The following is a 22,009-nucleotide window of genomic DNA, read 5'->3' on the forward strand; positions in this document are numbered from 1 at the left end:
AAGAGATCCGCATGTCAGCAGGGAGCAGCGCCGTGGCGGTACGAGCGGTCCGGGGAGCCGTCCAACTCGAGCGGGACGAGGCCGGGCACATGGACGAGCAGGTCGGAGCCCTGCTCACCGCCGTCCTGGAGCGGAACGGGCTGACCGCCGACGACCTGATCAGCATCTGGTTCACGGCCACCCCCGACCTGCACAGCGACTTCCCGGCCGCCGGCGCGCGCAAGCTCGGCATCGTCGACGTCCCCCTGATCTGCGCCCAGGAACTGGACATCGAGGGTGCCATGCCCCGGGTCGTACGGCTGCTCGCGCACATAGAGTCGGACCGGCCCCGTTCCGACATCAACCACGTCTACCTCGGCGCCGCGGCCGCCCTGCGCAGGGACATCGCCCAGTGAGAACCGCACTCGTCATCGGCACCGGCCTGATCGGCACCTCCGCCGCCCTGGCCCTCGTCCAGCGTGGCGTCACCGTCCACCTCGCCGACCACGATCCCGGGCAGGCCCGTACGGCCGCGGCGCTGGGCGCCGGTACCGACGAGGCCCCCGAGGGCCCGGTCGACCTGGCGATCGTGGCCGCCCCGCCCGCCCATGTGGCCGGAGTCCTCGCCGACGCCATGCGCCGGGGCGTGGCGCGCGGCTACGTCGACGTGGCCAGCGTCAAGGGCGGCCCGCGCCGCGAGCTTCAGGCGCTCGGCCTTGACCTTTCGTCGTACATCGGCACCCACCCCATGTCCGGCCGGGAGAAGTCCGGCCCGCTGGCCGCGACCGCCGATCTCTTCGAGGGCCGCCCCTGGGTGCTCACCCCGACCCGGGACACCGACACCGAGGTGCTCAACCTCGCCCTGGAGCTGGTCTCGCACTGCCGGGCGGTACCGGTCGTCATGGACGCCGACGCCCACGACCGCGCCGTCGCCCTCGTCTCGCACATGCCCCACCTGGTGTCCAGCATGGTCGCCGCGCGCCTGGAGCACGCCGAGGAGGCCGCCGTACGGCTGTGCGGGCAGGGCATCCGGGACGTGACCCGGATCGCCGCCTCCGACCCGCGCATGTGGATCGACATCCTGTCCGCCAACCCGGGCCCGGTCGCCGACCTGCTCTCCGACGTCGCCGCCGATCTGGGCGAGACCGTCGAGGCCCTGCGCGCCCTGCAGTCCTCCGACGAGGCCAAGCGGCGCGAGGGCACCGCAGGCATCGAGGACGTGCTGCGCCGCGGGAACGCGGGCCAGGTGCGGGTACCCGGCAAGCACGGCAGCGCGCCGCGCGTGTACGAGACCGTCGTCGTGCTCATCGACGACCAGCCCGGCCAGCTGGCCCGCATCTTCGCGGACGCCGGACGCGCCGGGGTCAACATCGAGGACGTGCGCATCGAGCACGCGACCGGGCAGCAGGCCGGTCTGGTGCAGCTGAGCGTGGAGCCGAAGGCGGCGCCGGTGCTGAAGGAGGCGCTGCGGGAGCGGGGCTGGGCGCTGCGGCAGTAGGGCGGCCCTGTGCGTCCGTACGAGTGACCCGCACCCAGTAACCTTGTGCAGGGCGCTCCTGCCCCCGCACCCGCCCACACCGCACCAGGAAGGTGTCCCTCCGTGGAAAACGGCGCCGCCCCGACCGCCAAGCCCGTGATCGTCGCGATCGACGGCCCCTCCGGCACCGGCAAGTCGAGCACGTCGAAGGCCGTCGCCGCGCAGCTCGGCCTGAGCTACCTGGACACCGGCGCCCAGTACCGGGCGATCACCTGGTGGATGGTGAACAACGGCATCGACCTGGAGGACCCGACCGCCATAGCCGCCGTCGCGGGCAAGCCGGAGATCGTCTCCGGCACCGACCCGGCCGCCCCGGCCATCACGGTCGACGGCGTCGACGTGTCCGGCCCGATCCGCACCCAGGAGGTCACCTCCCAGGTCAGCGCGGTCAGCGCGGTGCCCGAGGTGCGCTCCCGGATCACCGAGCTGCAGCGCTCCCTGGCCACCGGCGCGGAGAACGGCATCGTGGTCGAGGGCCGTGACATCGGTACGACCGTCCTCCCGGACGCCGACCTGAAGATCTTCCTCACCGCCTCCCCGGAGGCCCGCGCGGCCCGCCGCAGCGGCGAGCTGAAGGGCGCCGACATCCACGCCACCCGCGAGGCCCTGATCAAGCGGGACGCGGCCGACTCCTCCCGCAAGACCTCGCCCCTCGCCAAGGCCGGCGACGCGGTCGAGGTGGACACCACCGAGCTCACCCTCACCCAGGTCATCGAGTGCGTCGTCACCCTGGTCGAGGAGAAGCGGGCCGGGAAGTGAGCCTTCCGTCAGCTCCTTCGGAGAAGCTCCCCTCGCTGCGGGGCGCCGAGGTCGGGCGGCGCATCGGCGTCGGCCTGATGCACGGGCTGTGGAGGCCGCGCGTGCTCGGCGCCTGGAAGGTGCCCACGAGCGGCCCCGCGATCTTCGCCGTGAACCACTCCCACAACATCGACGGCCCGATGGTCATGGGCGTGGCACCCCGGCCGACGCACTTCCTGATCAAGAAGGAAGCCTTCATCGGCCCGCTGGACCCCTTCCTGACCGGCATCGGCCAGCTGAAGGTGGACCGCGCCGCCGCCGATCGCACCGCGATCATCCGGGCCCTGGGCGTGCTGGAGGCCGGGGGAGTTCTGGGCATCTTCCCCGAGGGAACCCGGGGCGAGGGCGACTTCGCCTCGCTGCGGGCCGGGCTCGCCTACTTCGCCGTACGCAGCGGGGCGCCGATCGTGCCCATCGCCGTACTGGGAAGTTCCGAGCGGCGCGGCCGGTTGATAAAGGGGCTCCCGCCCCTGCGCTCCCGCATCGACGTCGTCTTCGGCGACCCCTTCGACGCGGGCGACGGCAGCGGCCGGCGTACGCGCAGGGCGCTGGACGAGGCGACCGAGCGCATCCAGAAGCAGCTCACCAACCACCTGGAAAACGCCAGGCGCCTGACCGGGCGCTAGGCGACACTTGAGTAGTGGATCAGCCCGCGCGGGTTCACCCCAGCCAGGGCCTGTTCCACCGATCACCACGAAGAACGACGAGGTACGGACTACATGAACGACGACATCCAGCCCGGCGACTCGGCTGAGCACGAGTACGAGCACGGGGCTCTCGGCGACGCCGAGTACGCGGAGTTCATGGAGCTCGCCGCGGAAGAGGGCTTCGACATCGAGGACGTCGAGGGCGCCATCGAGGCGGCGGGCCACGGTCCGCTGCCCGTCCTCGCCGTCGTCGGCCGCCCCAATGTCGGCAAGTCGACCCTGGTGAACCGGATCATCGGCCGCCGCGAGGCGGTCGTCGAGGACCGGCCGGGCGTCACCCGCGACCGCGTCACCTACGAGGCCGAATGGGCCGGCCGCCGCTTCAAGGTCGTCGACACCGGCGGCTGGGAGCAGGACGTCCTCGGCATCGACGCCTCCGTGGCCGCCCAGGCCGAGTACGCGATCGAGGCGGCCGACGCGGTCGTCTTCGTCGTGGACGCCAAGGTCGGCGCGACGGACACCGACGAGGCGGTGGTACGGCTGCTGCGCAAGGCCGGCAAGCCGGTCGTGCTGTGCGCCAACAAGGTCGACGGCCCGAGCGGCGAGGCCGACGCCGCCTATCTGTGGAGCCTCGGCCTCGGCGAGCCGCACCCGGTCTCGGCGCTGCACGGCCGCGGCACCGGCGACATGCTCGACGCGGTCCTGGAGGTGCTGCCGGACGCGCCGCGTGCAACCTTCGGCGGGGGCGGCATCGGCGGCCCGCGCCGCATCGCGCTCATCGGCCGCCCGAACGTCGGCAAGTCCTCTCTGCTGAACAAGGTCGCCGGCGAGGAACGCGTCGTCGTCAACGAACTCGCGGGCACCACCCGCGACCCGGTCGACGAACTCATCGAACTCGGCGGCACGACCTGGAAGTTCGTCGACACCGCCGGCATCCGCAAGCGCGTCCACCTCCAGCAGGGCGCCGACTACTACGCCTCCCTGCGCACGGCCGCCGCCGTGGAGAAGGCCGAGGTCGCGGTCGTCCTGATCGACGCCTCGGAGAACATCTCCGTGCAGGACCAGCGGATCGTCACCATGGCCGTCGAGGCAGGCCGTGCGATGGTCATCGCCTACAACAAGTGGGACACCCTCGACGAGGAGCGCCGCTACTACCTGGAGCGCGAGATCGAGACCGAGCTGGGACAGGTCGCCTGGGCCCCGCGCGTGAACGTCTCGGCGCACACCGGCCGCCACATGGAGAAGCTGGTCCCGGCCATCGAGACCGCCCTGGCCGGCTGGGAGACCCGCGTCCCCACCGGCCGCCTCAACGCCTTCCTCGGCGAGCTGGTCTCGGCCCACCCGCACCCGGTCCGGGGCGGCAAGCAGCCGCGCATCCTGTTCGGCACCCAGGCCGGCACCAAGCCCCCGCGGTTCGTCCTCTTCGCCTCCGGCTTCATCGAGGCCGGCTACCGGCGCTTCATCGAGCGCCGCCTGCGCGAGGAGTTCGGCTTCGAGGGCACCCCGATCCACATCTCCGTGCGGGTGCGCGAGAAGCGCGGCGCGAAGAAGAAGTAACGGCGGGAAGAAGCAACGGCGGTACGACGTGAAGGGCGGCCCTGGAGATCCAGGTGCCGCCCTTCACCGTGCGCCGGTCACAGGCCCCGGCGCGGCCCCGGAGGGAGCGCCGCGGGCACGTGCTGCATCCCGGTGTCCTGGTGCTGCCGCCCGAGCGTGCCCACCCGCTGCCACTGCGACTGGTGCCGCGCACTGTAAGCGCCCGCGCTGTAGGCGCTGTACGAGCTGCTGAACGACCCGGCCCGGTGGCCCCCGTAGGACCCCGAGCGGTCCGGAAGCTGCCCGAAGGGGCTGAACGTCAGCCCTTCCTCCCCGCTCCGGTCACCCGGCAGCGTACGGAAGGTCTTGACCCACTCCGCGTAGAGCGAGTCGTAGATAGGAGTGGCCGAGACCCCACCGCCCCCGTCCTGCGCCAACCGCGCAGAGGGAACAGAGACGAAGGCGGACCGGCGGGGAGGGGGAGCGTCGTATGCGTGCACGTATGTCCAAACGACCGGGGCCTCAAAGAGATGCGGTCACTGAAGCAGGGGCGCGGGGAACTGCGCGAGCGACCACGAACGACCCGCAGCCGCACGACGACACGCAGCCCCCACCCCTTGTGTGAAAACGATCACGTACCCGCAAGAGGAAGCGCCGCAGCAACCAACTTCCCGCTCGCCGCCGCCTTGTCGAGAGACTCCCGCAGCAGATCCTCCCGCGGCTGCCGGCCGATGGAACCCACCGGCGCCGCGAACATCAGCACCTGCTGGTGCTTGTTCGCGGCGGCCCGCCAGCTGTCCGTCACCTGCAGCGGCTGATGCGCCTGCCACCAGGCCACCTGCCCGCCGTTCACCGAAGGCTGCAGCACCGCGTGCAGCTGGCCCACGGCGAGCAGCACCGACCAGCCGTGCAGCACCGGCGGCACGGACGCCAGCTCGGTCAGCGGCATGAACCCCTGCTCGATGAGCAGCGGAAGGAAGTCGTCGCCGGTCCCGATGGAGCCCGGGCGCACGATCGGCGAGGTCGGCTCGACGACGAGCGCGGGGTGCAACTCGCCCTCGATCAGGACGAGTCCGCTGGTCACGCCGAGCACCGCCTGCTCGGGCACGGCCCTGTGCGGCTCGCCCGCGGCGGCGGAACCCGCGGCGACGTCGCCGATGGACCGGACGGCGCCCCGCAGCTGCTCCTCGGTGACCTGGACGACCTGCGAGGGCAGGCAGCTGGCGTGGGCGAAGGCGAGGACGGCGGTCTCGTCGCCGACGAACAGAACGGTGCTGGTGCGCTCCTGCTCGGAGTCGCCCGGGGTGCGGCAGGACGTGCAGTCGTAACTGCCCGGTGCGTTCTCTCCGGCGAGCAGCCGGTCGGCTTCTTCGTCGCCGATCTCGGCGCGTACGGCGTCACTGACGTCGAGCATGCGCGGCACGGTGGCTCCCTCGGGATGCGGTGCTGGGTCGGCCGGGTGGCTCCCGGCCGCTGAGTCCCGGGGTTCCGGGCTCATGAAGAAGACAACGGACGTCCTGTGGTGGGAGTCACGCCCCGAGGGGAACCGGTTCGAACCAACCGGCGCATACGGTCACCAACGGTCCGGAATTCGCTACTCCCGGTCAACTCGTCGCCAGGTCAAGGAACTTGGAGTGGTGAAGTGGGTCACAGATCGCTTCAGCCGTTGGTCGACAAATCAGGAAATCAGGGAATGTAGTGGGTGGCCGAAAATCGCCGCTACCCGCGGTAATGGGCAACTGGCCTGGAATGACAGGGAGTTGGTTGATTCCGACCGCTCGTCCTCCATACATTCCTCCGCCGTGTGCAGCGAGCACCGCTCGGGTACGTCCGACGCCCGGCACCGGCAGAGCATCAGCGCCGGCACCGGTCACACGGACGGGGCGGGCACGAGCAACCGCGGTCCTGCGCGGCGAGGCGTGCTCCGCCTGGGGGAGCCCGGGTTCGTGGAGAGGGAATTACATGTCCGAGTGTGCCGATACCACCCGCAACACCACCCGTCCCGAGGGCGCCCGCAAGGGCCGTGCGACGGCCGCGCTGGCCGGAGCCGCGCTGCTGGCCCCGCTGGGGCTGCTGGCCGCCACCGGCAACGCCGCCGCGGCGGACAACGGAGTGTGGGACCGCATCGCCCAGTGCGAGAGCGGCGGCAACTGGCACATCAACACCGGCAACGGCTACTACGGCGGGCTCCAGTTCTCCGCCGGCACCTGGCGCGCGTACGGCGGCACCGCCTACGCCCCGACGGCCGACCAGGCCTCCAGGAGCGCCCAGATCGCCGTCGCCACCAAGGTCCAGCAGGCCCAGGGCTGGGGCGCCTGGCCGGTCTGCTCGGCCCGCGCCGGAGCATCCGGCGCCGCTCCCGCGGCGGCGCACACCGGTTCCTCCGGTTCGGCGGCCCCGAAGAGCAGCGTGACGACGAAGTCCGCGCCCGTGAAGTCCGCTCCGGCGAAGACGCCGGAACGTTCGGCGGCCCACACCGGCCGCAGCGCCTCCCGCGGTGACTACACCGTCCGCGAGGGCGACACCCTGAGCGCCATCGCCGAGCGGCACGGGACCACCTGGCAGCGGATCTACGCCGCCAACAAGCAGGTCATCGGCGAGGACCCGAACCTGATCGTGCCCGGCCAGCGCCTCGCGCTCTGAGCCCCGAGCACCCCTGCAGAACAGCCGCTGTCCGTCGAGGACAGCGGCTGTCCGCATTCCCTGACAGACTCGGCGCATGTTGGAGACCTCGGCACGTCTGCTGCGTCTGCTCTCGCTGCTCCAGGCCCACCGCGAGTGGTCCGGCGCCGAACTCGCCGACCGGCTGGGTGTCACGACGCGTACGGTCCGCCGGGACGTGGACCGGCTGCGCGAGCTGGGCTACCCGGTCAACGCCAGTCCCGGCACCGGCGGCGGCTACCAGCTGGGCGCGGGCGCCGAACTCCCACCGCTGCTGCTGGACGACGACGAGGCCGTGGCCGTGGCGGTCGGCCTGCGCACCGCCACCGGGCAGGGCATCGAGGGCATCGGCGAGACCTCCGTACGCGCCCTCGCCAAGCTCGAACAGGTGCTGCCGGGCCGGCTGCGCCGCCGGGTGAGCGCCCTGGGCGCCTTCACCGTGCCGATGCTGCGCGGCGGCCCGCCGGCCGCGGACGTCGATCCGGCGCTCCTCACCGAACTGGCCAACCTGTGCCGGGACACCGAGCGGCTGCGCTTCGAGTACCGCACGCACGAGGGCGCGGACAGCCGCCGTACCGTCGAGCCGCACCGGCTGGTGTGCACCGAGCGGCGCTGGTATCTGGTCGCCTGGGACGTGGACCGGGCGGACTGGCGGACCTTCCGCGTCGACCGCATGACCCCCAAGCCGCCGCACGGGCCCCGCTTCACCCCGCGCGAGCCCCCGGCGGAGGATCTGGCCGCCTACGTCTCCAGGGGCGTCTCCACGCGCGCGTACGCCACGCACTCCGCCGTACGGCTGCTGGTGCCGCTGCACGAGGCAGCGGAGCGCATCTCGCCGTCGGCCGGGACGCTGGAGGCGGACGGGGAGGACGCCTGCGTCCTGCGCAGCGGAGCGCCGAACCTGGAGGTGATGGTCGTTCACATCATGATGACGGGCCTGCCCTTCGAGGTGATCGAGCCCGCCGAGCTGACCGAGGAGGTCAGGAGGATCCGGGACCGGCTCGATGCGGCTCTGGCGCGGACCGCGGCATCTGCTCCTTCGCCGCGTACTCCGGGTGATGCAGGTCGAACGCCGGGGACTCCGAGCGGATCCGGGGCAGTGTGACGAAGTTGTGCCGGGGCGGCGGGCAGGAGGTCGCCCACTCCAGCGAGCGGCCGTAGCCCCAGGGGCCGTCGGTCTCGGCCTTCTCGCCGTACCTGGCGGTCTTCCAGACGTTGTAGAGGAACGGCAGCGTCAAGCAGGAACGCGCCGATCGACGAGACCGTGTTGAGCGCGGTGAAGCCGTCGGCCGCCAGATAGTCGGCGTACCGGCGCGGCATGCCCTCGGCGCCCAGCCAGTGCTGCACCAGGAACGTGGTGTGGAAGCCGGTGAACAAAGTCCAGAACTGGATCTTCCCCAGCCGCTCGTCCAGCATCTTCCCGGTGAACTTCGGCCACCAGAAGTGGAAGCCGCCGAAGACCGCGAAGACGACCGTGCCGAACACGACGTAGTGGAAGTGCGCGACGACGAAGTACGAGTCCGTGACGTGGAAGTCCAGCGGCGGGGACGCCAGGATCACCCCGGTCAGACCGCCGAACAGGAAGGTCACCAGGGACAGATGCCCGATCTTCTTGTGGTCGGTGGTGGTGAGCCAGTCGACCACCAGCCGGCCGGCCCGGTTCCTGCCGCGCACCGGCCCTGCCGTCGCCCCAGCGGTTTCGGTCCCCATCGCTCGCCCCTTCGCGTCGTCGCGCCCGGGCCCGCCGGTCCGCGTACCCGCGGGCCGGCGCCATGATGCTCGCGCGGTCAGCCGCTCCGACAGGGGGCGTACACCGCCGATGTGCTGAATCCGTGAAAATTCCTATGCGGCGTCAGATGCGCTGCCATCCCGGCCGGATTGCGCGGGGAATCACTCCTCTGGACCAAGTGCGGATCCCGGCGGCGGAAGTTTCCGCCGGGTAATTCGACGGACTGCTCATGAGCGCTGTGAATTCCGTTCGATTACCCCGGTGCCCCCTGTGGAAACGCCCGTACGTGTGACTCGGTTCGAGGGAAACGCGGGCCGGCGGCTGTGACAGAAGTGTGACGGGAGCCGGATACGACTCTTACCTTGCGCTGCGCGGTAGCGTGGCGGCATGGCACCGATTCCCACTCCGCCAGCGGAGCCCCAGGACAGTCCGGACGGGTACGTCGGCCTCGACGCCGCGCACGCCGAGCGGCTCGCTCGGGAGCGGGGGTGGTCGACGGTACGGTCGCTGCCGCCGGGGGCGATCATCACCATGGAGTACCGGGTGGGCCGGCTCAACTTCGAGGTGCGGGACGACGTGGTGACCCGCGCGTGGAAGGGCTGAGGGCCGCGCCTTCGGACACCTGCAGGGCGAAGGCCCCGTTTCCCTCCTCCGGGAAGCGGGGCCTTCGTCGTGGTGCGGGGCGGCTGTGCGTACCGGGCCCCGCTGTCCGTCCGGCCGTCAGCCGCCGGTCAACGGCCGGGCCGGCTGGGTGGTGCCGCGCGGCAGGCGGTGGTCGGTGTGCGGTGGGCGGCGGCTGCCCACCGGGGTCACCGGGGTGCGTTCCGAACGGGTCGTGTGCGGTCCCGGGGCCAGATGCGCCAGCCCTCGGGAGGCACGGGTCGAGGCGGCCGGTTCGCGCGCCGGGGCCGGCTGCTCGGCCGGTGCGCGAGCCGGCCTGAGCACCACCGGCGTGACCGGGACGGCCGGTTCGGGCACGGGCCGGCTGCGGCGGGCGCGCCAGCGGTCGCGCAGGTCGAAGAGCGACATCTCGGTCCTGGCGATCAGCGGCTCGAACCACGGCAGGGCGAGCAGGATCAGCAGGCCCGCGGCCCAGCCCAGCAGCACGTCGCTCAGCCAGTGCGTACCGAGGTAGACGGTGGTGAGGCCGACGCCCAGCGCCGTGATCGCGGACAGCGCCGACAGCCAGCGGCGCGCTCTCGGGGTGGAGGCCAGATAGGCCAGAATGCCCCATGTCACGACCGCGTTGGCGGTGTGGCCGCTGGGGAATATATCGCCGCCCAGACCCATCTCGTTCGAGCCGATCACGGTCGCGTAGTGCGGACCGAGGCGCCCCATGCCGAGCTTGGCGGCGCCGACCGTGATGTTCAGCAGCAGCAGCGAGGTGGCCAGCGTGAGCAGCGGGCGCAGGGTGTGCTGCCGCCAGGAGCGCCAGCCGAGCCAGGCCGCGACCATCACCGCGGTGGGGCCGCGCTGGCCGAGCACCACGTAGTAGTCGAGGAAGGCGTGGATCTGCGGCCACTGCTGGTACGGCCGGAAGAACATGACCTGCCAGTCGAGCCGGACCAGCCAGGACGTGATCACCACGGCCCACACGATCGCCAGGTAGAAAGCCAGGGTCGCGGTGAACAGAACGACCCGGTGCCGGCTCATCCTTGGCACATCGATGTGGGCCGGTCGTTCCGGCTCACGGTCGAGTCTGGCGAACACCCGGTCCAGACGCCGGGTGAGGTTTCGTTCGGTACGCACCCAATCGACGTTACAGCGAGTGAGCTGTGTTCCCGGTCGAAACAACGGCTTTGTGATGACGATGTGATGTGGGAAACGTCTCAAGGGCGGCTCTAATTCCAGGCATTCCGCAATCCTGTGAGGCCGTTCCCTTCAATTCCTTTGATCATGCCGGGCGTTGTTTATATAGCGCTTATGAATGCGTTAACCCGGTCCTGGCGTGGAATTTTCCGTGGCGTCATCGGCCGGTCGAGTCGATCACGGGGGGCCGGAGCCGTTCAGCCAGAACGCCCCGTAGACCGCCGTGGCGACCGCCACCCCGGCCGTGACCAGCGCCGATCGGGACGTGCTCAGCCGGGCGAGGGCGCAGGCGAGCGGCAGCAGCACGGGGAAGGCGGGCATCAGCAGCCGCGGCTTGGAGCCGAAGTAACTTGACGCGCACAGGGCGAGGGCGAGGACGACGCCCGTGTACACCAGCAGCTCGACCGGCTGACGCTGTCGGACGCCGGTCACGTACAGCCACAGCAGCAGGGCGACCCCGATGATCAGACCGGCGCCGGCGAACGCGGACGGAAATGACGTGAACTTGTCGACCACGAAGCGTGCGAACGCGTAGCCGCCGTCGAATCCATTACGCCATCCGGCCTGAACGTCCAGGTATCCGAGCAATCCCTTCCCGGTCCGCTGCCCGACCCAGAGCACGTAACCGGCGGCACCGAGCGGAGCGATCACCATGCCGAGCGCACGGCGCCATGCGGGGGCGGGTGGGGCTCCGGGGGCTTGAGTGATTGTCGAGGGCTCGGTGTTCTGTGCGTTGTGCGAAGCAGCCTGTGCGCCTGGTGTGTGCGCTGGGGCGCGTGTCTCCTCCAATACGCCGGGTGTGCGCGCCGGGGCGTGCTCGTTGTCGTATGCGCCGGACGTGCGCATCGCGCTCCGGTCCCGTACGAAGGAGAGCACGCCCGCCACCCATATCGCCGCGACCGCCGCCGCCCCCACCGGCCGGGTCAGCCCGGCCAGCGCCGCCAGCGTGCCCGCGGCGATCCACCGGCCGGTCAGCAGCGCGTAGAGCGACCAGGCCGCCAGCGCCGTGAACAGCGACTCGCTGTACGCCATCGACTGCACGATCCCGACCGGCAGCACCGCCCACAGCAGGACGGCGCGGATCCCCACCCGAGGGCCGTACACCCGGTCGGCGACGGCGAAGATCCCGCAGGCCGCGGCGAGCGAGGCCAGCAGGCCGACGGCGAAACCGGAGTCCGCGTACGACAGCGGTGTGACCGCGTGTCCCAGCCGCTCCAGCCACGGCAGCAGCGGAAAGAACGCCAGATTGGAGTGCACGTCGCCGTTCGGCAGCCGCACCTCGTAGCCGTACCCCAGCTCGGCGACCCGGGTGTACCAGAGCGAGTCCCAGCGCGCGGTCAGCAGGGTGTACGCGCTCTTGCCGCGCGCGGCGCTCCACAGCGCCAGCACGACCAGCCCCAGGGCGCGGACCGCCGCATAGCCCAGGAGGGCCGGGGCCGCCCGGCGCAGAAGTGGGGCGTGAGGTGAGGCCACACGCGTCTCAAGATCGGTCACGGACCCGATTATCGACGGGCCGCGGAACCGGAACGGCCCCCGGGGCGTGGTCAAGAGGGAACGACGTGGCGTACGCCACACAGGTTCCGTCCCGCGTGTGAGAGGTCCGCCACGTGCCCCCGTGGCGAACTCGCGTACGCTGACGAGTCACCCGCGTGGGTTTGCGCTGGCCGGAGACCCCCGCTCCTCTCCGGCCGTACGACAGGGAGTCCCCACCCCGTCGGTCCGCCCCGCGCGCGGCACATCTGGGAGGTACGTACATGTCCGGGACGACCACGGCTGCCGCAGGGCCGCGCCGTCGGGCGGCCGGGACCGGTGCCGGTGCCAACCGCTGGGTCGTGCTCGTCGTCCTCTGCGTCAGCCTGCTGCTCGTCGCCCTCGACGCGACCGTGCTGCACGTGGCGGTCCCCGCCGTCACCGAGGACCTCAAGCCCGGTGCGATAGAACTGCTCTGGATCGTCGACGTCTATCCGCTGGTCTGCGCCTCGCTGCTGATCCTCTTCGGCACCCTCGGCGACCGGGTCGGCCGCAGACGCGTCCTGCTGCTCGGCTACGGCCTGTTCGGCATCGCCTCCGCCGTGGCCGCCCTCGCGCAGACCGCCGAGACGCTGATCCTCGCCCGCGCCCTGCTCGGCGTCGGCGGCGCCATGATCATGCCGGCGACCCTGTCGATCCTGCGTCAGGTCTTCCCCGACCGGCGCGAGCGCGCGCTCGCGATCGGCATCTGGAGCGCGGTGGCCGCCGTCGGCGCGGCCGTCGGCCCGCTGCTCGGCGGCTTCCTGCTGGAGCACTTCTGGTGGGGCGCGGTCTTCCTCGTCAACATCCCGCTGATGCTGGTCAGCCTGCCGGTCGGCCGGATCCTGCTGCCCGAGTCCCGGGGTGACGGCAGCGGTCCCTGGGACGTCGTCGGCGCCCTGCTGGCGGCCGGCGGTCTCTTCGGTGTCGTCCTCGGCGTGAAGCGGCTGGGCGGCGGCGAGGCACCGGCGAGCCCCTTCACCGTGCTGCCGCTGCTGGCCGGCGCGGCCCTCCTCTTCTTCTTCGTACGACGGCAGCGCAGGCTCGCGCATCCGCTGGTGGACCTGCGGATGTTCCGCCGGCCCGCGTTCAGCACCTCGGTCGGCTGCATCGTGCTGGCGATGCTCGCGCTCGTAGGCCTGGAGCTGATCGCCGCCCAGTATCTGCAACTGGTGCTCGGGCTCTCCCCGCTGCAGACCGGCCTGAGGCTGCTGCCCCTGACCGTCGCGGCGATGGCGGCGGGCCTGGCGGGCGCGCGGATGCTGCGCCGCTTCGGGCCGCGCCGGATGGTCTGCTTCGGCTTCTGCCTCACCGCCGCAGCGGTCCTGGCGCTCACCGCGATGGGCGGCACCGACGACGCGCCGCTGCTGTTCTCCGGTTTCGTCCTGCTCGGCTTCGGTCTGGAGACGACGCTCTTCGGGGCGTACGAGTCGATGCTCAACGAGTGCCCGGCCGACCAGGCCGGCGGCGCGGCCGCGATCGGCGAGACGTCGTACCAGCTCGGCGCCGGCATCGGCATCGCGCTCCTCGGCAGCGTGATGAACGCGGCCTACGCGCCGCATCTGCGTTCGGTGCGGGGCGTTCCAAGGGGCGCCTCGGACGCGGCCGGTCACTCGCTCGGCGAGGCCTACGACGTCGCCGGCCGGCTCGGCGGAGCCACCGGGACGGCGCTGCGCCGGGTCGCCCGGGACTCCTTCGTGCACGGGCTGCATGTGACGCTGCTGGTGAGCGCGGGGCTGTTGCTGCTGGGCGCGGTGATGGCGCTGCGGCTGCCGCGGGTCATGCAGTGCGCGGAAGACGCGGCGACGGTGGAGGCGGTGGAACTGCCCGCACAGCGGGAACTGGCGGAGCCCCGCGTCTCCGCCTGACGTGCCCGACGTACTGGACGTGCGGGACACCGCGCCGTAACGTCGGCGGCACATATGTGATTAGCGGTGCTAGTTTTCTTTGTGCCGGAGGGTGTCCCATGTCCGCGTCCGCGAAGTTGCCCCCGTTCGATCCCGCCGACCCGCTCGGCATCGACGACCTGCTGGAACCGGAGGACCTGGCCGTACGGGACACCGTGCGGTCCTGGGCGGCGGACCGGGTGCTGCCGTACGTCGCCGAGTGGTACGAGAAGGGGGAGCTGCCCGGCATCCGCGAGCTCGCGAAGGAGCTCGGCGGGATCGGGGCGCTCGGGATGTCGCTCAGCGGCTACGGGTGCGCGGGGGCCAGTGCCGTGCAGTACGGGCTCGCCTGTCTGGAGCTGGAGGCCGCCGACTCGGGGATCCGGTCTCTCGTCTCCGTGCAGGGCTCCCTCGCCATGTACGCGATCCACCGGTTCGGCAGCGAGGAGCAGAAGCTTCAGTGGCTGCCCCGCATGGCGGCCGGCGAGGTCATCGGCTGCTTCGGTCTGACCGAGCCCGACCACGGCTCCGACCCCGCCTCCATGCGCACCCACGCCAAGCGCGACGGCGGGGACTGGGTCCTGAACGGGCGCAAGATGTGGATCACCAACGGGTCGGTCGCAGGGGTGGCCGTCGTCTGGGCGCAGACCGAGGACGGCATCCGCGGCTTCGTCGTTCCCACCGACACCCCCGGCTTCTCGGCGCCGGAGATCAAGCACAAGTGGTCCCTGCGCGCCTCCGTCACCAGCGAATTGGTGATGGACGACGTACGGCTGCCCGCTACGTCCGTACTACCGGAGGTCACCGGACTGCGCGGACCGCTCAGCTGTCTGTCGCACGCCCGGTACGGCATCGTCTGGGGTGCGATGGGCGCGGCGCGCAGCAGCTTCGAGGCGGCCCTCGACTACGCGAGGACGCGGGAGCAGTTCGGGCGGCCCATCGGCGGCTTTCAGCTCACCCAGGCCAAGCTCGCCGACATGGCGGTGGAACTGCACAAGGGGATCCTGCTCGCCCACCATCTGGGGCGGCGGATGGACGCCGGCCGCCTGCGCCCCGAGCAGGTCAGCTTCGGCAAGCTCAACAACGTCCGCGAGGCCATCGAGATCTGCCGTACGGCGCGGACGATCCTCGGTGCCAACGGGATCTCCCTCGAATACCCCGTGATGCGGCACGCGACCAACCTCGAGTCGGTGCTCACCTACGAGGGCACCGTCGAGATGCACCAGCTCGTGCTGGGCAAGGCGCTCACCGGGCTCGACGCCTTCCGGTGAGGCCCGGGGCGGGCAGGGCCGGTGAGCGGCCCTGCCTCAGCTCTGGTTGAAGAAGCCGCCCTCGCGGTGGGCGGAGGCCTCGCCGCTGATGATCTGGGTGTCGGCCGGCGTGAGCAGGAACACCCGGTTGGACACGCGGTCGATCGAGCCGCGCAGCCCGAAGATGAGCCCCGCCGCGAAGTCCACGATCCGCTTGGCGTCGCCGGGCTCCATGTTGGTGAGGTTCATGATGACCGGGACACCGTCCCGGAACAGCTCGCCGATGACACGGGCGTCCCGGAAGCTGTCCGGGGTGACCGTGCCGATCCGGCGGCCCTTCTCCTCTGCCGTGTCCGAGGCCACCTTCACCCGGGGGTCGGTGACCCAGGCGTCCCCGGATTCGGAGCCCTCGGAGTACTCGTCGTCGTAGTAACGCTCGTCATCGTTGTCGTCGACGAGGCCGAGCCACGCACTCGCCTTGCGTACCGATCCCATGGACGCCTCCTCTCACAGCGGTCTTTTTCTGCTTTCCGCGTCCCTATGGTCATCCATGATGCGGACGGCGCGCCAAGTGGATAGACGCCGCGCGGGGGGTTTGTGACGGTACTGGTGCACAGACGATCCGTCGAGAGTCCTTGTGCCCCAAGGGTCGTGACACATACGGCTGCTGACTGAGAGTGAAATATGATTGTCAGTGGCAGATGGGTGATGATCGGTGCGTACGGGTGAATGTCAACGTCGTACCACACCACGGGGGATCGTCGTGTTCGGAATCGTCAGACCGTGCTCTCATCGACTCGGTGAAAGTCTCAAGGCCGAGTGGATGGCGCACTTGTGCGGGCTCTGCCTCGCCCTGCGCCGCGACCACGGACAACTCGCGCGGATCGTGACGAACTATGACGGACTTCTCATATCGGTCCTGACAGAGGCTCAGGCCGGACGGACCGCCGACGGCCGCCGTACGGCCGGGCCCTGCGCGCTGCGCGGGATGCGCACCGTCTCCGTCGCCCAGGGCGAGGGCGCCCGTCTCGCCGCCGCCGTCTCGCTGGTGCTCGCCGCGGCGAAGGTACGCGACCATGTCGCCGACCGGGACGGGCTGCTGGCCCGCCGGTCCATGGCCGCCGCCGCGCGCCGGGTCGCCGCGGTCTGGGACAGGGCCGGCGCCCACAGCGGCGCCGCGGTCGGCTTCGACACCGGCGTCCTCGTCGAGGCCGCGGGCCGGCAGCTCGGCCTGGAGACCCTCGCCGGTTACGGCACCCCGATCCTGACGGTCACCGAGCCGACCGAGACCGCGACCTCCGCCGCCTTCGCCCACACCGCGGCGCTGGCCGGACGGCCGGGCAACGCCCTGCCGCTCGCGGAGGCGGGCCGGCTCTTCGGCCGGCTCGCGCATCTGCTGGACGCCGTGGAGGACCAGGAGGCCGACGCCGCGTCGGGCGCCTGGAACCCGCTCACCGCCACGGGCACCTCCCGCGCCGAGGCACGCCGGCTCGCCGACGACGCCCTGCACGGCATCCGGCTCGCCCTGCGGGAGGCCGAGTTCGCCGACGGCCGGCTGGTCCATCTGCTGCTCGTGCACGAGCTGGAGCGCTCCGTGGACCGCGCGTTCGGCACGCGCGCGTGCGGGCACGCGCCCGAGGCTTCGTTCGGACCGCCGCCCGGTCACCACGCGCCGGACGCGCCGGGCCACCCGTACGGCAACCCCTTCGGCGGGCAGCCGCCGCATCCGGAGAAGCGGGGCTTCTGGGCCGGCTGCGCGGCCGCCCTCGGCCTGTGCTGCACCTGCAAGGTGTGCTGCGCCGACGAGTTCGAGGGGCCCTGGTCGCGGAAGAAGCGCGAGGGCTGCTGCGCCAACTGCGGCTGCGACGGGTCGTGCTGCGAGGCCTGCCAGTGCTGTGAGTGCTGCGAGTGCTGTGAGTGCTGCTCGTGCTGTGACTGCGGGCTGTGACCGTCCCGCTCAGTTCCTCAGTTCCGGCGGGCTGATCCGCGACCTGGTGATGGCCGAGCCCGTCGTGCCCCACTTCCTGAGGATCTTCTCGTACGTGCCGTCGGCCAGCAGCCTGTTCACCGCCGCCTGGAAGGCGGGCGCCAGCCTGGTGCCCTTCTTGAAGGCGAAGCCCACGTCCAGGCGGTGGTACTCGCCCAGGAACCTCAGGCCCGGCTGGTGGGCCACGGCGTAGCGCAGGCCGTTGATGGTGGACATCACCACGTCGCTGCGGCCCTGCTGCACCGAGGACCAGATCGCGCTCGCCTCGGAGTACGTCTGCACCCGGTACGGCTTCCTGCCCGCGTCGGTGCACACGCGCTTGTTCTCCTCCAGCGTGGCCTCGAAGGTCGTACCGGCGCCGGTCGCCACGTTCAGTCCGCACAGCTGCCTCAGGTCGGTGATCCTCGTCAGCTTGCTGTCCTTGCGGGTGGCGAAGCCCTGGCCGTCGTTGATGTAGGTGACGAAGTCGATGGTCCTGCGGCGCTCGTCGGTGACGCCGAAGTTCGACGCGCCGAAGTCGTACTTACCGCTGTCCAGCGCGGGCAGGATCGCCTCGAAGCTCGCCTGCTCCACCTTCAGCCGGACGCCGAGCACCTTGGCGACCGCCTTGGTGAAGTCGACGTCCTGGCCGGTCAGCGTCCTGCCGTCGGAGAGATACGTGGTGCCCGGCGGGGTGCCGCCGACGCTGATCGCGACGGTGAGGTGGGTGGTGCCGGCGGGCAGCAACTTGGCCGCCGCCTCGTCCTTCTTCTCCGCGGACACGACGTCCGTGATGGGCACGTCGTCGGACTTCGCCGCCACTCCGGAGGCGTCCGTCCCGCCCGAGCCGGAGCCGCAGGCGGTGAGGAGCAAGGTGGCGGAAGTAATGCTGACAAAAGGTGCAAAAAGCCGCGTGCGCATCGGTGGCGGTCTCCTGGGAGCAGACGGGGTGCAGAGCGCGAGGGGAGGGGTGCGTGTGAAGGCGAGGAAAAAGAGGGAGAACGCGAGGACGCCCGCCCGGAGGGCAGGCGCATGCAGGGGGTCAGCTCAACAGGAAGAGGACCACACGCGACCGAAGTCGATGTGGGAGCGGGTGACCAGCCACTGCTGTGGATGCATGGGCCAAGTGGAACAGGCATCCGGTTCGGCGTCAACTGACCTGAGACGTACGGCTCACAGTGTGGACAGCCTTGACAGCGGAGGGAAACGCCCACGTACTCTCGATGGACGGCCCTGCTGAGGGGCTCGGCCGTATCCGCGCCGCACGGCGCAGTCCGTGTGAGGGCATCACCCGTGTTCTGACGTCTCTTCGCGTCACGGAGCCTTCGCATGTCATCCGACACCCTCGCCAAAACCCCCACCACATCGGGGATTCCCGAGCCCGCGGACGCCCCGCGGATCGTCCCGCAGCGCCGGTACGGCCAGTGGACGGCGGCCGTCGTCGTCCTCGTGCTGCTCGGGTTCGCCGTCACCTCCGTCCTGCGCAACAAGGCGTTCCAATGGGACGTCGTAGCCGACTACTTCACCTCGGGCTCCATCCTGCGCGGCCTGTGGCTCACGCTGTGGCTGACCGCGGTCGTGATGGTCCTCGGCTTCGCCCTCGGCACCCTGCTCGCCGCCTTCCGGCTCTCCGCCAACCCCGTGCTGCGCGCGGTCAGTTGGGGCTATGTGTGGCTGTTCCGGTCGATCCCGATCCTGGTGCAGCTGCTGCTGTGGTTCAACATCGGGGCGCTGTACCCGCAGGTCTTCGGCGTGAAGACCGTCAACCTGCTCACCCCGGTCGCCGTCGCGATCGTCGGACTCACCCTGCACGAGGCCGCCTTCGCCGCCGAGGTCGTCCGGGCCGGCATCCTCTCCGTCGACCGCGGGCAGATCGAGGCCGCCCAGGCGCTGGGCCTGAGCCGGTCGCGGCGCTGGTGGCGGATCGTGCTGCCGCAGGCCATGCGCTCCATCGTGCCGCCCGCCGGCAACATGCTCGTCGGCACCCTCAAGGCCACCTCGATCGTCAGCGTCATCGCCGTCAACGACCTGCTGTTCTCCGCCCAGTTGATCTACCACCGCACCTACCAGGTCATCCCGCTGCTGATGGTCGCGACCCTCTGGTACGCGGTCGTCACCTCGGCTCTCGGCCTCGGCCAGCACTACATCGAGAAGTACTACGCGCGCGGCACGGAGCACGCCCGATGAGGCCGCAGCTGGTGATCGTGGGAGCCGGGCCGCGGGGGACCGGACTGCTGGAGCGCATCGCCGCCAACGCCCCCGAGCTGTACGCCGGTCGGGGCCTCGACATCCATCTGGTCGACCCCCATCCGCCGGGCGGCGGCCGCATCTGGCGCCAGGCGCAGTCACCGCTGCTGTGGATGAACTCGCACGCCGAGGACGTCACCATGTTCACCGACGAGACCGTGACCATGGAAGGACCGGTGCGCGAGGGCCCCACCCTGCACGAGTGGGCCGGCCTCGACGGCGGCACCTTCGCCGACCGGCAGCTCCAGGGCCGCTATCTGCGCTGGGTGTACGAGCGTGCCCGGGCCGAGTTGCCCGAGGGCGTCACCGTTCGGCACCATCCCCGGCGTGCCGTGCGGATCAGCGGTCCGCGCGAGGGCCGCCAGCAGGTGTGGCTGGAGGGCGACCCGCGTCCCCTCCCCGCCGACCTGGTGATCCTCGCGATCGGCCACCTGGACGCCCAACTCGACACCGAACAGGCGGAGTTGGCCGCGTACGCCCAGGAGCACGGCCTGGTGCACCTGCCGCCCGACTTCACCGCCGACAGCGACCTGTCCCCGCTGAAGCCCGGCGAACCCGTCCTCGTGCGCGGCTTCGGGCTGGCCTTCGTCGACCTGATGGTGCTGCTCACCGAGGGACGCGGCGGGCGGTACGCGGGCGACACCTACGTTCCCTCGGGGCGGGAGCCGGTGCTCCACGTCGGCTCGCGGCGCGGAGTGCCGTACCACGCGAAGATCGGCTACGACTGGACCGGCGACCGGCCCCCGCTGCCCCGCTTCCTCGGCCCGGCCCAGGTCGAGGCCCTGCGGGCCCGTCCCGGCGGCCTCGACTTCCGGCGCGATGTCTGGCCGCTGGTGGAGAAGGAGCTGGGCTTCGCCCACTACCACCGCCTCTTCACCGCCCACGCCGAGCGTACGGCGATGGCCTGGGCCGACTTCGAGGAGAAGTACGCGGCCGCGAGCGACGTCGCCGAGGTTCAGGCGCTGGTCGCCGCCGCCGTGCCGGATCCGGCCGACCGGCTCGACCTCGCCGCGCTCGACCATCCGCTGGACGGGGTGCGCCATGCCTCGCACGAGGACTTCCAGGAGGGCTTGCGGGGGTATGTCGAGGCGGACCTGAACCGCCGGCAGGACGCCTCGTACAGTGCGGATCTCGGCGTCTTCCTCGGGCTGCTCTCCGTCTACGGGCAGCTCGTCCGCCTCGGGAACATCGGCCCCTGGTGGCACGGCTTCTTCAGCTACCTGGCGTCCGGGCCGCCCGAACCCCGGCTGCGGCAGATGCTCGCGCTGTCCCGGGCCGGCCTGCTCAGGTTCGTCGGCGCGGACATGACCGTCACCGCCGAGGACGGGGTGTTCCGGGCCACGAGTCCCACCGTGCCGGGCTTCTCCGTGGAGGCCCGGGCGCTGGTCGAGGCCCGGCTGCCCGAGCCCACCGTCGGACGGGCCCGCGACCGTCTGCTGCGCGCACTGCACATCGACGGCGCGGCCGAGACCCCCGACGGGCTGCTCCGGGTCGACCCCGGTGACGGCCGGATCCTCGACGGCGCCGGGCGTCCGCATCCCCGGCGCTTCGCGCTCGGCCCGTACACCGACGCCCGTACCCCCGGCGCCTTCACCCGGCCGCGCACCGGAGGGGCCGCGTTCCGGCAGAACGACGCCACCGCCCGGGCGGCGCTGGCCTTCCTGAGCACCTCACTCGAAAGGGAACCCGCGCGATGAGCGTCATGGTCGACATCAGGTCGGTGCACAAGAGCTTCGGCCCGCTCGCCGTCCTCAAGGGCATCGATCTCCAAGTGCGCGCGGGTGAGGTGACGGTCGTGCTCGGCCCCTCCGGCTCCGGCAAGTCCACGCTGCTGCGCTCCATCAACCATCTGGAGAAGGTGGACCGGGGCGAGATCAGCGTCGACGGCTCGCTGATGGGGTACCGGCGCGCCGGGGACAAGCTGCATGAGCTGCCCGAGCGCGAGGTGCTCCGGCAGCGCACCCGGATCGGGTTCGTCTTCCAGAACTTCCACCTCTTCCCCCACCTCACGGTCCTCGACAACGTCGTCGAGGCCCCGGTGTCCGCGCTGAAACGGCCCCGGAAGGAAGCAGTCGAGGGTGCGCGCCGGCTGCTGGAGCGGGTGGGGCTCGGCGACAAGGCCGACGCGTACCCACGGCAACTGTCCGGCGGGCAGCAGCAACGGGTCGCCATCGCGCGGGCACTCGCGCTGGAGCCCGGGCTGCTGCTGTTCGACGAGCCGACCTCGGCGCTCGATCCCGAGCTGGTCGGCGAAGTCCTCGACGTCATCCGGGACCTGGCGGCTCAGGGCACGACGATGATCGTCGTCACGCACGAGATCGCCTTCGCCCGTGAGGTCGCCGACACGGTGGTGTTCATGGCCGACGGCAGGATCGTCGAACAGGGGCCGCCGGGTGAGGTGCTGGACCGGCCCCGGCACGAACGGACCCGGGCGTTTCTGGCGAAGGTGCTGTGA

Annotated in this window: 20 protein-coding genes and 1 pseudogene; 14 read left to right on the top strand and 7 right to left on the bottom strand. The window is 71.2% G+C overall.

The features are described from left to right. Positions 1–32: 32 nt before the first annotated feature. The 5 genes from aroH (at position 33) to der (ending at position 4,518) form a co-directional block, all read left to right on the top strand. Positions 33–395 carry a chorismate mutase gene (aroH, locus tag AB0M27_RS02030; RefSeq protein WP_365717514.1) on the top strand — a complete coding sequence of 121 codons (363 nt, stop codon included), beginning with the start codon at positions 33–35 and terminating at the stop codon, positions 393–395. Continuing rightward, complete coding sequence (locus tag AB0M27_RS02035) at positions 392–1,477, top strand: prephenate dehydrogenase (protein WP_365716927.1); 1,086 nt, start codon at positions 392–394, stop codon at positions 1,475–1,477. The genes aroH and AB0M27_RS02035 overlap by 4 nt, the downstream gene beginning before the upstream one ends. A 102-nt stretch (positions 1,478–1,579) precedes the next feature. Then, the gene (cmk, locus tag AB0M27_RS02040) at positions 1,580–2,275 is read left to right on the top strand and encodes a (d)CMP kinase (RefSeq protein ID WP_365716929.1); all 696 of its coding nucleotides are present in this window, start codon (positions 1,580–1,582) and stop codon (positions 2,273–2,275) included. Continuing rightward, entirely contained in the window at positions 2,233–2,940 is a 708-nt protein-coding gene (locus AB0M27_RS02045; protein WP_365716931.1) for a lysophospholipid acyltransferase family protein, read from the top strand. Before cmk ends, AB0M27_RS02045 begins: the two co-directional genes overlap by 43 nt. Positions 2,941–3,033: 93 nt before the next feature. Beyond that, positions 3,034–4,518, top strand: coding sequence for a ribosome biogenesis GTPase Der (gene der / locus AB0M27_RS02050; protein ID WP_365716933.1), 1,485 nt, complete (start codon positions 3,034–3,036; stop codon positions 4,516–4,518). Positions 4,519–4,595: 77 nt separating this feature from the next. Here the strand turns inward: der and AB0M27_RS02055 are convergent, their stop codons facing one another. Beyond that, positions 4,596–4,997 carry a hypothetical protein gene (locus tag AB0M27_RS02055; RefSeq protein ID WP_365716935.1) on the bottom strand — a complete coding sequence of 134 codons (402 nt, stop codon included), beginning with the start codon at positions 4,995–4,997 and terminating at the stop codon, positions 4,596–4,598. A 131-nt stretch (positions 4,998–5,128) separates the two neighbouring features. Beyond that, on the bottom strand, positions 5,129–5,920 hold the full coding sequence (locus AB0M27_RS02060; RefSeq protein ID WP_365716937.1) for a hypothetical protein: 792 nt from the start codon (positions 5,918–5,920) through the stop codon (positions 5,129–5,131). Between the two features lie 539 nt (positions 5,921–6,459). On the opposite strand from AB0M27_RS02060, the gene AB0M27_RS02065 reads away from it, so the two are divergent. Beyond that, positions 6,460–7,140 carry a transglycosylase family protein gene (locus AB0M27_RS02065; RefSeq protein WP_365716939.1) on the top strand — a complete coding sequence of 227 codons (681 nt, stop codon included), beginning with the start codon at positions 6,460–6,462 and terminating at the stop codon, positions 7,138–7,140. Positions 7,141–7,216: 76 nt separating this feature from the next. After that, positions 7,217–8,263, top strand: a complete 1,047-nt coding sequence (locus AB0M27_RS02070) for a YafY family protein (RefSeq protein WP_365716941.1) — start codon at positions 7,217–7,219, stop codon at positions 8,261–8,263. Here the strand turns inward: AB0M27_RS02070 and AB0M27_RS02075 are convergent. Further along, positions 8,199–8,751 (bottom strand): annotated as a pseudogene (locus AB0M27_RS02075) (cbb3-type cytochrome c oxidase subunit I); the annotation flags it as partial. The gene AB0M27_RS02070 and the pseudogene AB0M27_RS02075 sit on opposite strands and share 65 nt — an antisense overlap. 523 nt (positions 8,752–9,274) lie before the next feature. Between AB0M27_RS02075 and AB0M27_RS02080 the strand changes: the two are divergent. Continuing rightward, positions 9,275–9,490: an I78 family peptidase inhibitor gene (locus tag AB0M27_RS02080; protein ID WP_365716943.1), complete on the top strand. Its 216-nt coding sequence runs from the start codon at positions 9,275–9,277 to the stop codon at positions 9,488–9,490. A 117-nt stretch (positions 9,491–9,607) separates the two neighbouring features. Here AB0M27_RS02080 and AB0M27_RS02085 read toward each other — a convergent pair whose 3' ends face one another. After that, entirely contained in the window at positions 9,608–10,636 is a 1,029-nt protein-coding gene (locus AB0M27_RS02085) for a phosphatase PAP2 family protein (RefSeq protein WP_365716945.1), read from the bottom strand. Between the two features lie 237 nt (positions 10,637–10,873). Next, positions 10,874–12,190 carry a mannosyltransferase family protein gene (locus AB0M27_RS02090; RefSeq protein WP_365716947.1) on the bottom strand — a complete coding sequence of 439 codons (1,317 nt, stop codon included), beginning with the start codon at positions 12,188–12,190 and terminating at the stop codon, positions 10,874–10,876. Between the two features lie 260 nt (positions 12,191–12,450). On the opposite strand from AB0M27_RS02090, the gene AB0M27_RS02095 reads away from it, so the two are divergent. Then, positions 12,451–14,073, top strand: a complete 1,623-nt coding sequence (locus tag AB0M27_RS02095; protein ID WP_365716949.1) for an MFS transporter — start codon at positions 12,451–12,453, stop codon at positions 14,071–14,073. A 98-nt stretch (positions 14,074–14,171) separates the two neighbouring features. Further along, positions 14,172–15,362: an acyl-CoA dehydrogenase family protein gene (locus AB0M27_RS02100; RefSeq protein WP_365716951.1), complete on the top strand. Its 1,191-nt coding sequence runs from the start codon at positions 14,172–14,174 to the stop codon at positions 15,360–15,362. 36 nt (positions 15,363–15,398) lie between these two features. On the opposite strand, the gene AB0M27_RS02105 is transcribed toward AB0M27_RS02100, so the two are convergent. Further along, positions 15,399–15,836: a cell division protein SepF gene (locus AB0M27_RS02105; protein WP_365716953.1), complete on the bottom strand. Its 438-nt coding sequence runs from the start codon at positions 15,834–15,836 to the stop codon at positions 15,399–15,401. 268 nt (positions 15,837–16,104) lie between these two features. Between AB0M27_RS02105 and AB0M27_RS02110 the strand changes: the two genes are divergently transcribed. Beyond that, positions 16,105–17,289 (top strand): DUF5685 family protein, encoded by a 1,185-nt coding sequence (locus tag AB0M27_RS02110; protein ID WP_365716955.1) that lies wholly within the window; start codon positions 16,105–16,107, stop codon positions 17,287–17,289. Between the two features lie 9 nt (positions 17,290–17,298). Here the strand turns inward: AB0M27_RS02110 and AB0M27_RS02115 are convergent, their stop codons facing one another. Continuing rightward, positions 17,299–18,228: an ABC transporter substrate-binding protein gene (locus AB0M27_RS02115; RefSeq protein ID WP_365716957.1), complete on the bottom strand. Its 930-nt coding sequence runs from the start codon at positions 18,226–18,228 to the stop codon at positions 17,299–17,301. A gap of 408 nt (positions 18,229–18,636) precedes the next feature. Between AB0M27_RS02115 and AB0M27_RS02120 the strand changes: the two genes are divergently transcribed. Genes AB0M27_RS02120 through AB0M27_RS02130 form a run of 3 tightly spaced genes read left to right on the top strand, consistent with a single transcriptional unit; the run spans position 18,637 to position 22,009 of the window. Next, positions 18,637–19,494, top strand: coding sequence for an amino acid ABC transporter permease (locus AB0M27_RS02120; protein WP_365716959.1), 858 nt, complete (start codon positions 18,637–18,639; stop codon positions 19,492–19,494). Further along, entirely contained in the window at positions 19,491–21,251 is a 1,761-nt protein-coding gene (locus AB0M27_RS02125) for an FAD/NAD(P)-binding protein (RefSeq protein WP_365716961.1), read from the top strand. The genes AB0M27_RS02120 and AB0M27_RS02125 overlap by 4 nt, the downstream gene beginning before the upstream one ends. Then, positions 21,248–22,009: an amino acid ABC transporter ATP-binding protein gene (locus AB0M27_RS02130; RefSeq protein WP_365716963.1), complete on the top strand. Its 762-nt coding sequence runs from the start codon at positions 21,248–21,250 to the stop codon at positions 22,007–22,009. The genes AB0M27_RS02125 and AB0M27_RS02130 overlap by 4 nt, the downstream gene beginning before the upstream one ends.

This window comes from Streptomyces sp. NPDC052107 (genome assembly GCF_040680215.1).
Taxonomy (GTDB): Bacteria; Actinomycetota; Actinomycetes; order Streptomycetales; family Streptomycetaceae; genus Streptomyces.

Coding starts and splice junctions, on each gene's coding strand:
- der (WP_365716933.1), top strand. CDS start 3,034: ATGAACGACGACATCCAGCCCGGCGACTCGGCTGAGCACGAGTACGAG.
- AB0M27_RS02105 (WP_365716953.1), bottom strand. CDS start 15,836: ATGGGATCGGTACGCAAGGCGAGTGCGTGGCTCGGCCTCGTCGACGAC.
- AB0M27_RS02100 (WP_365716951.1), top strand. CDS start 14,172: ATGTCCGCGTCCGCGAAGTTGCCCCCGTTCGATCCCGCCGACCCGCTC.
- AB0M27_RS02125 (WP_365716961.1), top strand. CDS start 19,491: ATGAGGCCGCAGCTGGTGATCGTGGGAGCCGGGCCGCGGGGGACCGGA.
- AB0M27_RS02070 (WP_365716941.1), top strand. CDS start 7,217: ATGTTGGAGACCTCGGCACGTCTGCTGCGTCTGCTCTCGCTGCTCCAG.
- AB0M27_RS02065 (WP_365716939.1), top strand. CDS start 6,460: ATGTCCGAGTGTGCCGATACCACCCGCAACACCACCCGTCCCGAGGGC.
- AB0M27_RS02080 (WP_365716943.1), top strand. CDS start 9,275: ATGGCACCGATTCCCACTCCGCCAGCGGAGCCCCAGGACAGTCCGGAC.
- AB0M27_RS02120 (WP_365716959.1), top strand. CDS start 18,637: ATGTCATCCGACACCCTCGCCAAAACCCCCACCACATCGGGGATTCCC.
- AB0M27_RS02095 (WP_365716949.1), top strand. CDS start 12,451: ATGTCCGGGACGACCACGGCTGCCGCAGGGCCGCGCCGTCGGGCGGCC.
- AB0M27_RS02115 (WP_365716957.1), bottom strand. CDS start 18,228: ATGCGCACGCGGCTTTTTGCACCTTTTGTCAGCATTACTTCCGCCACC.
- AB0M27_RS02130 (WP_365716963.1), top strand. CDS start 21,248: ATGAGCGTCATGGTCGACATCAGGTCGGTGCACAAGAGCTTCGGCCCG.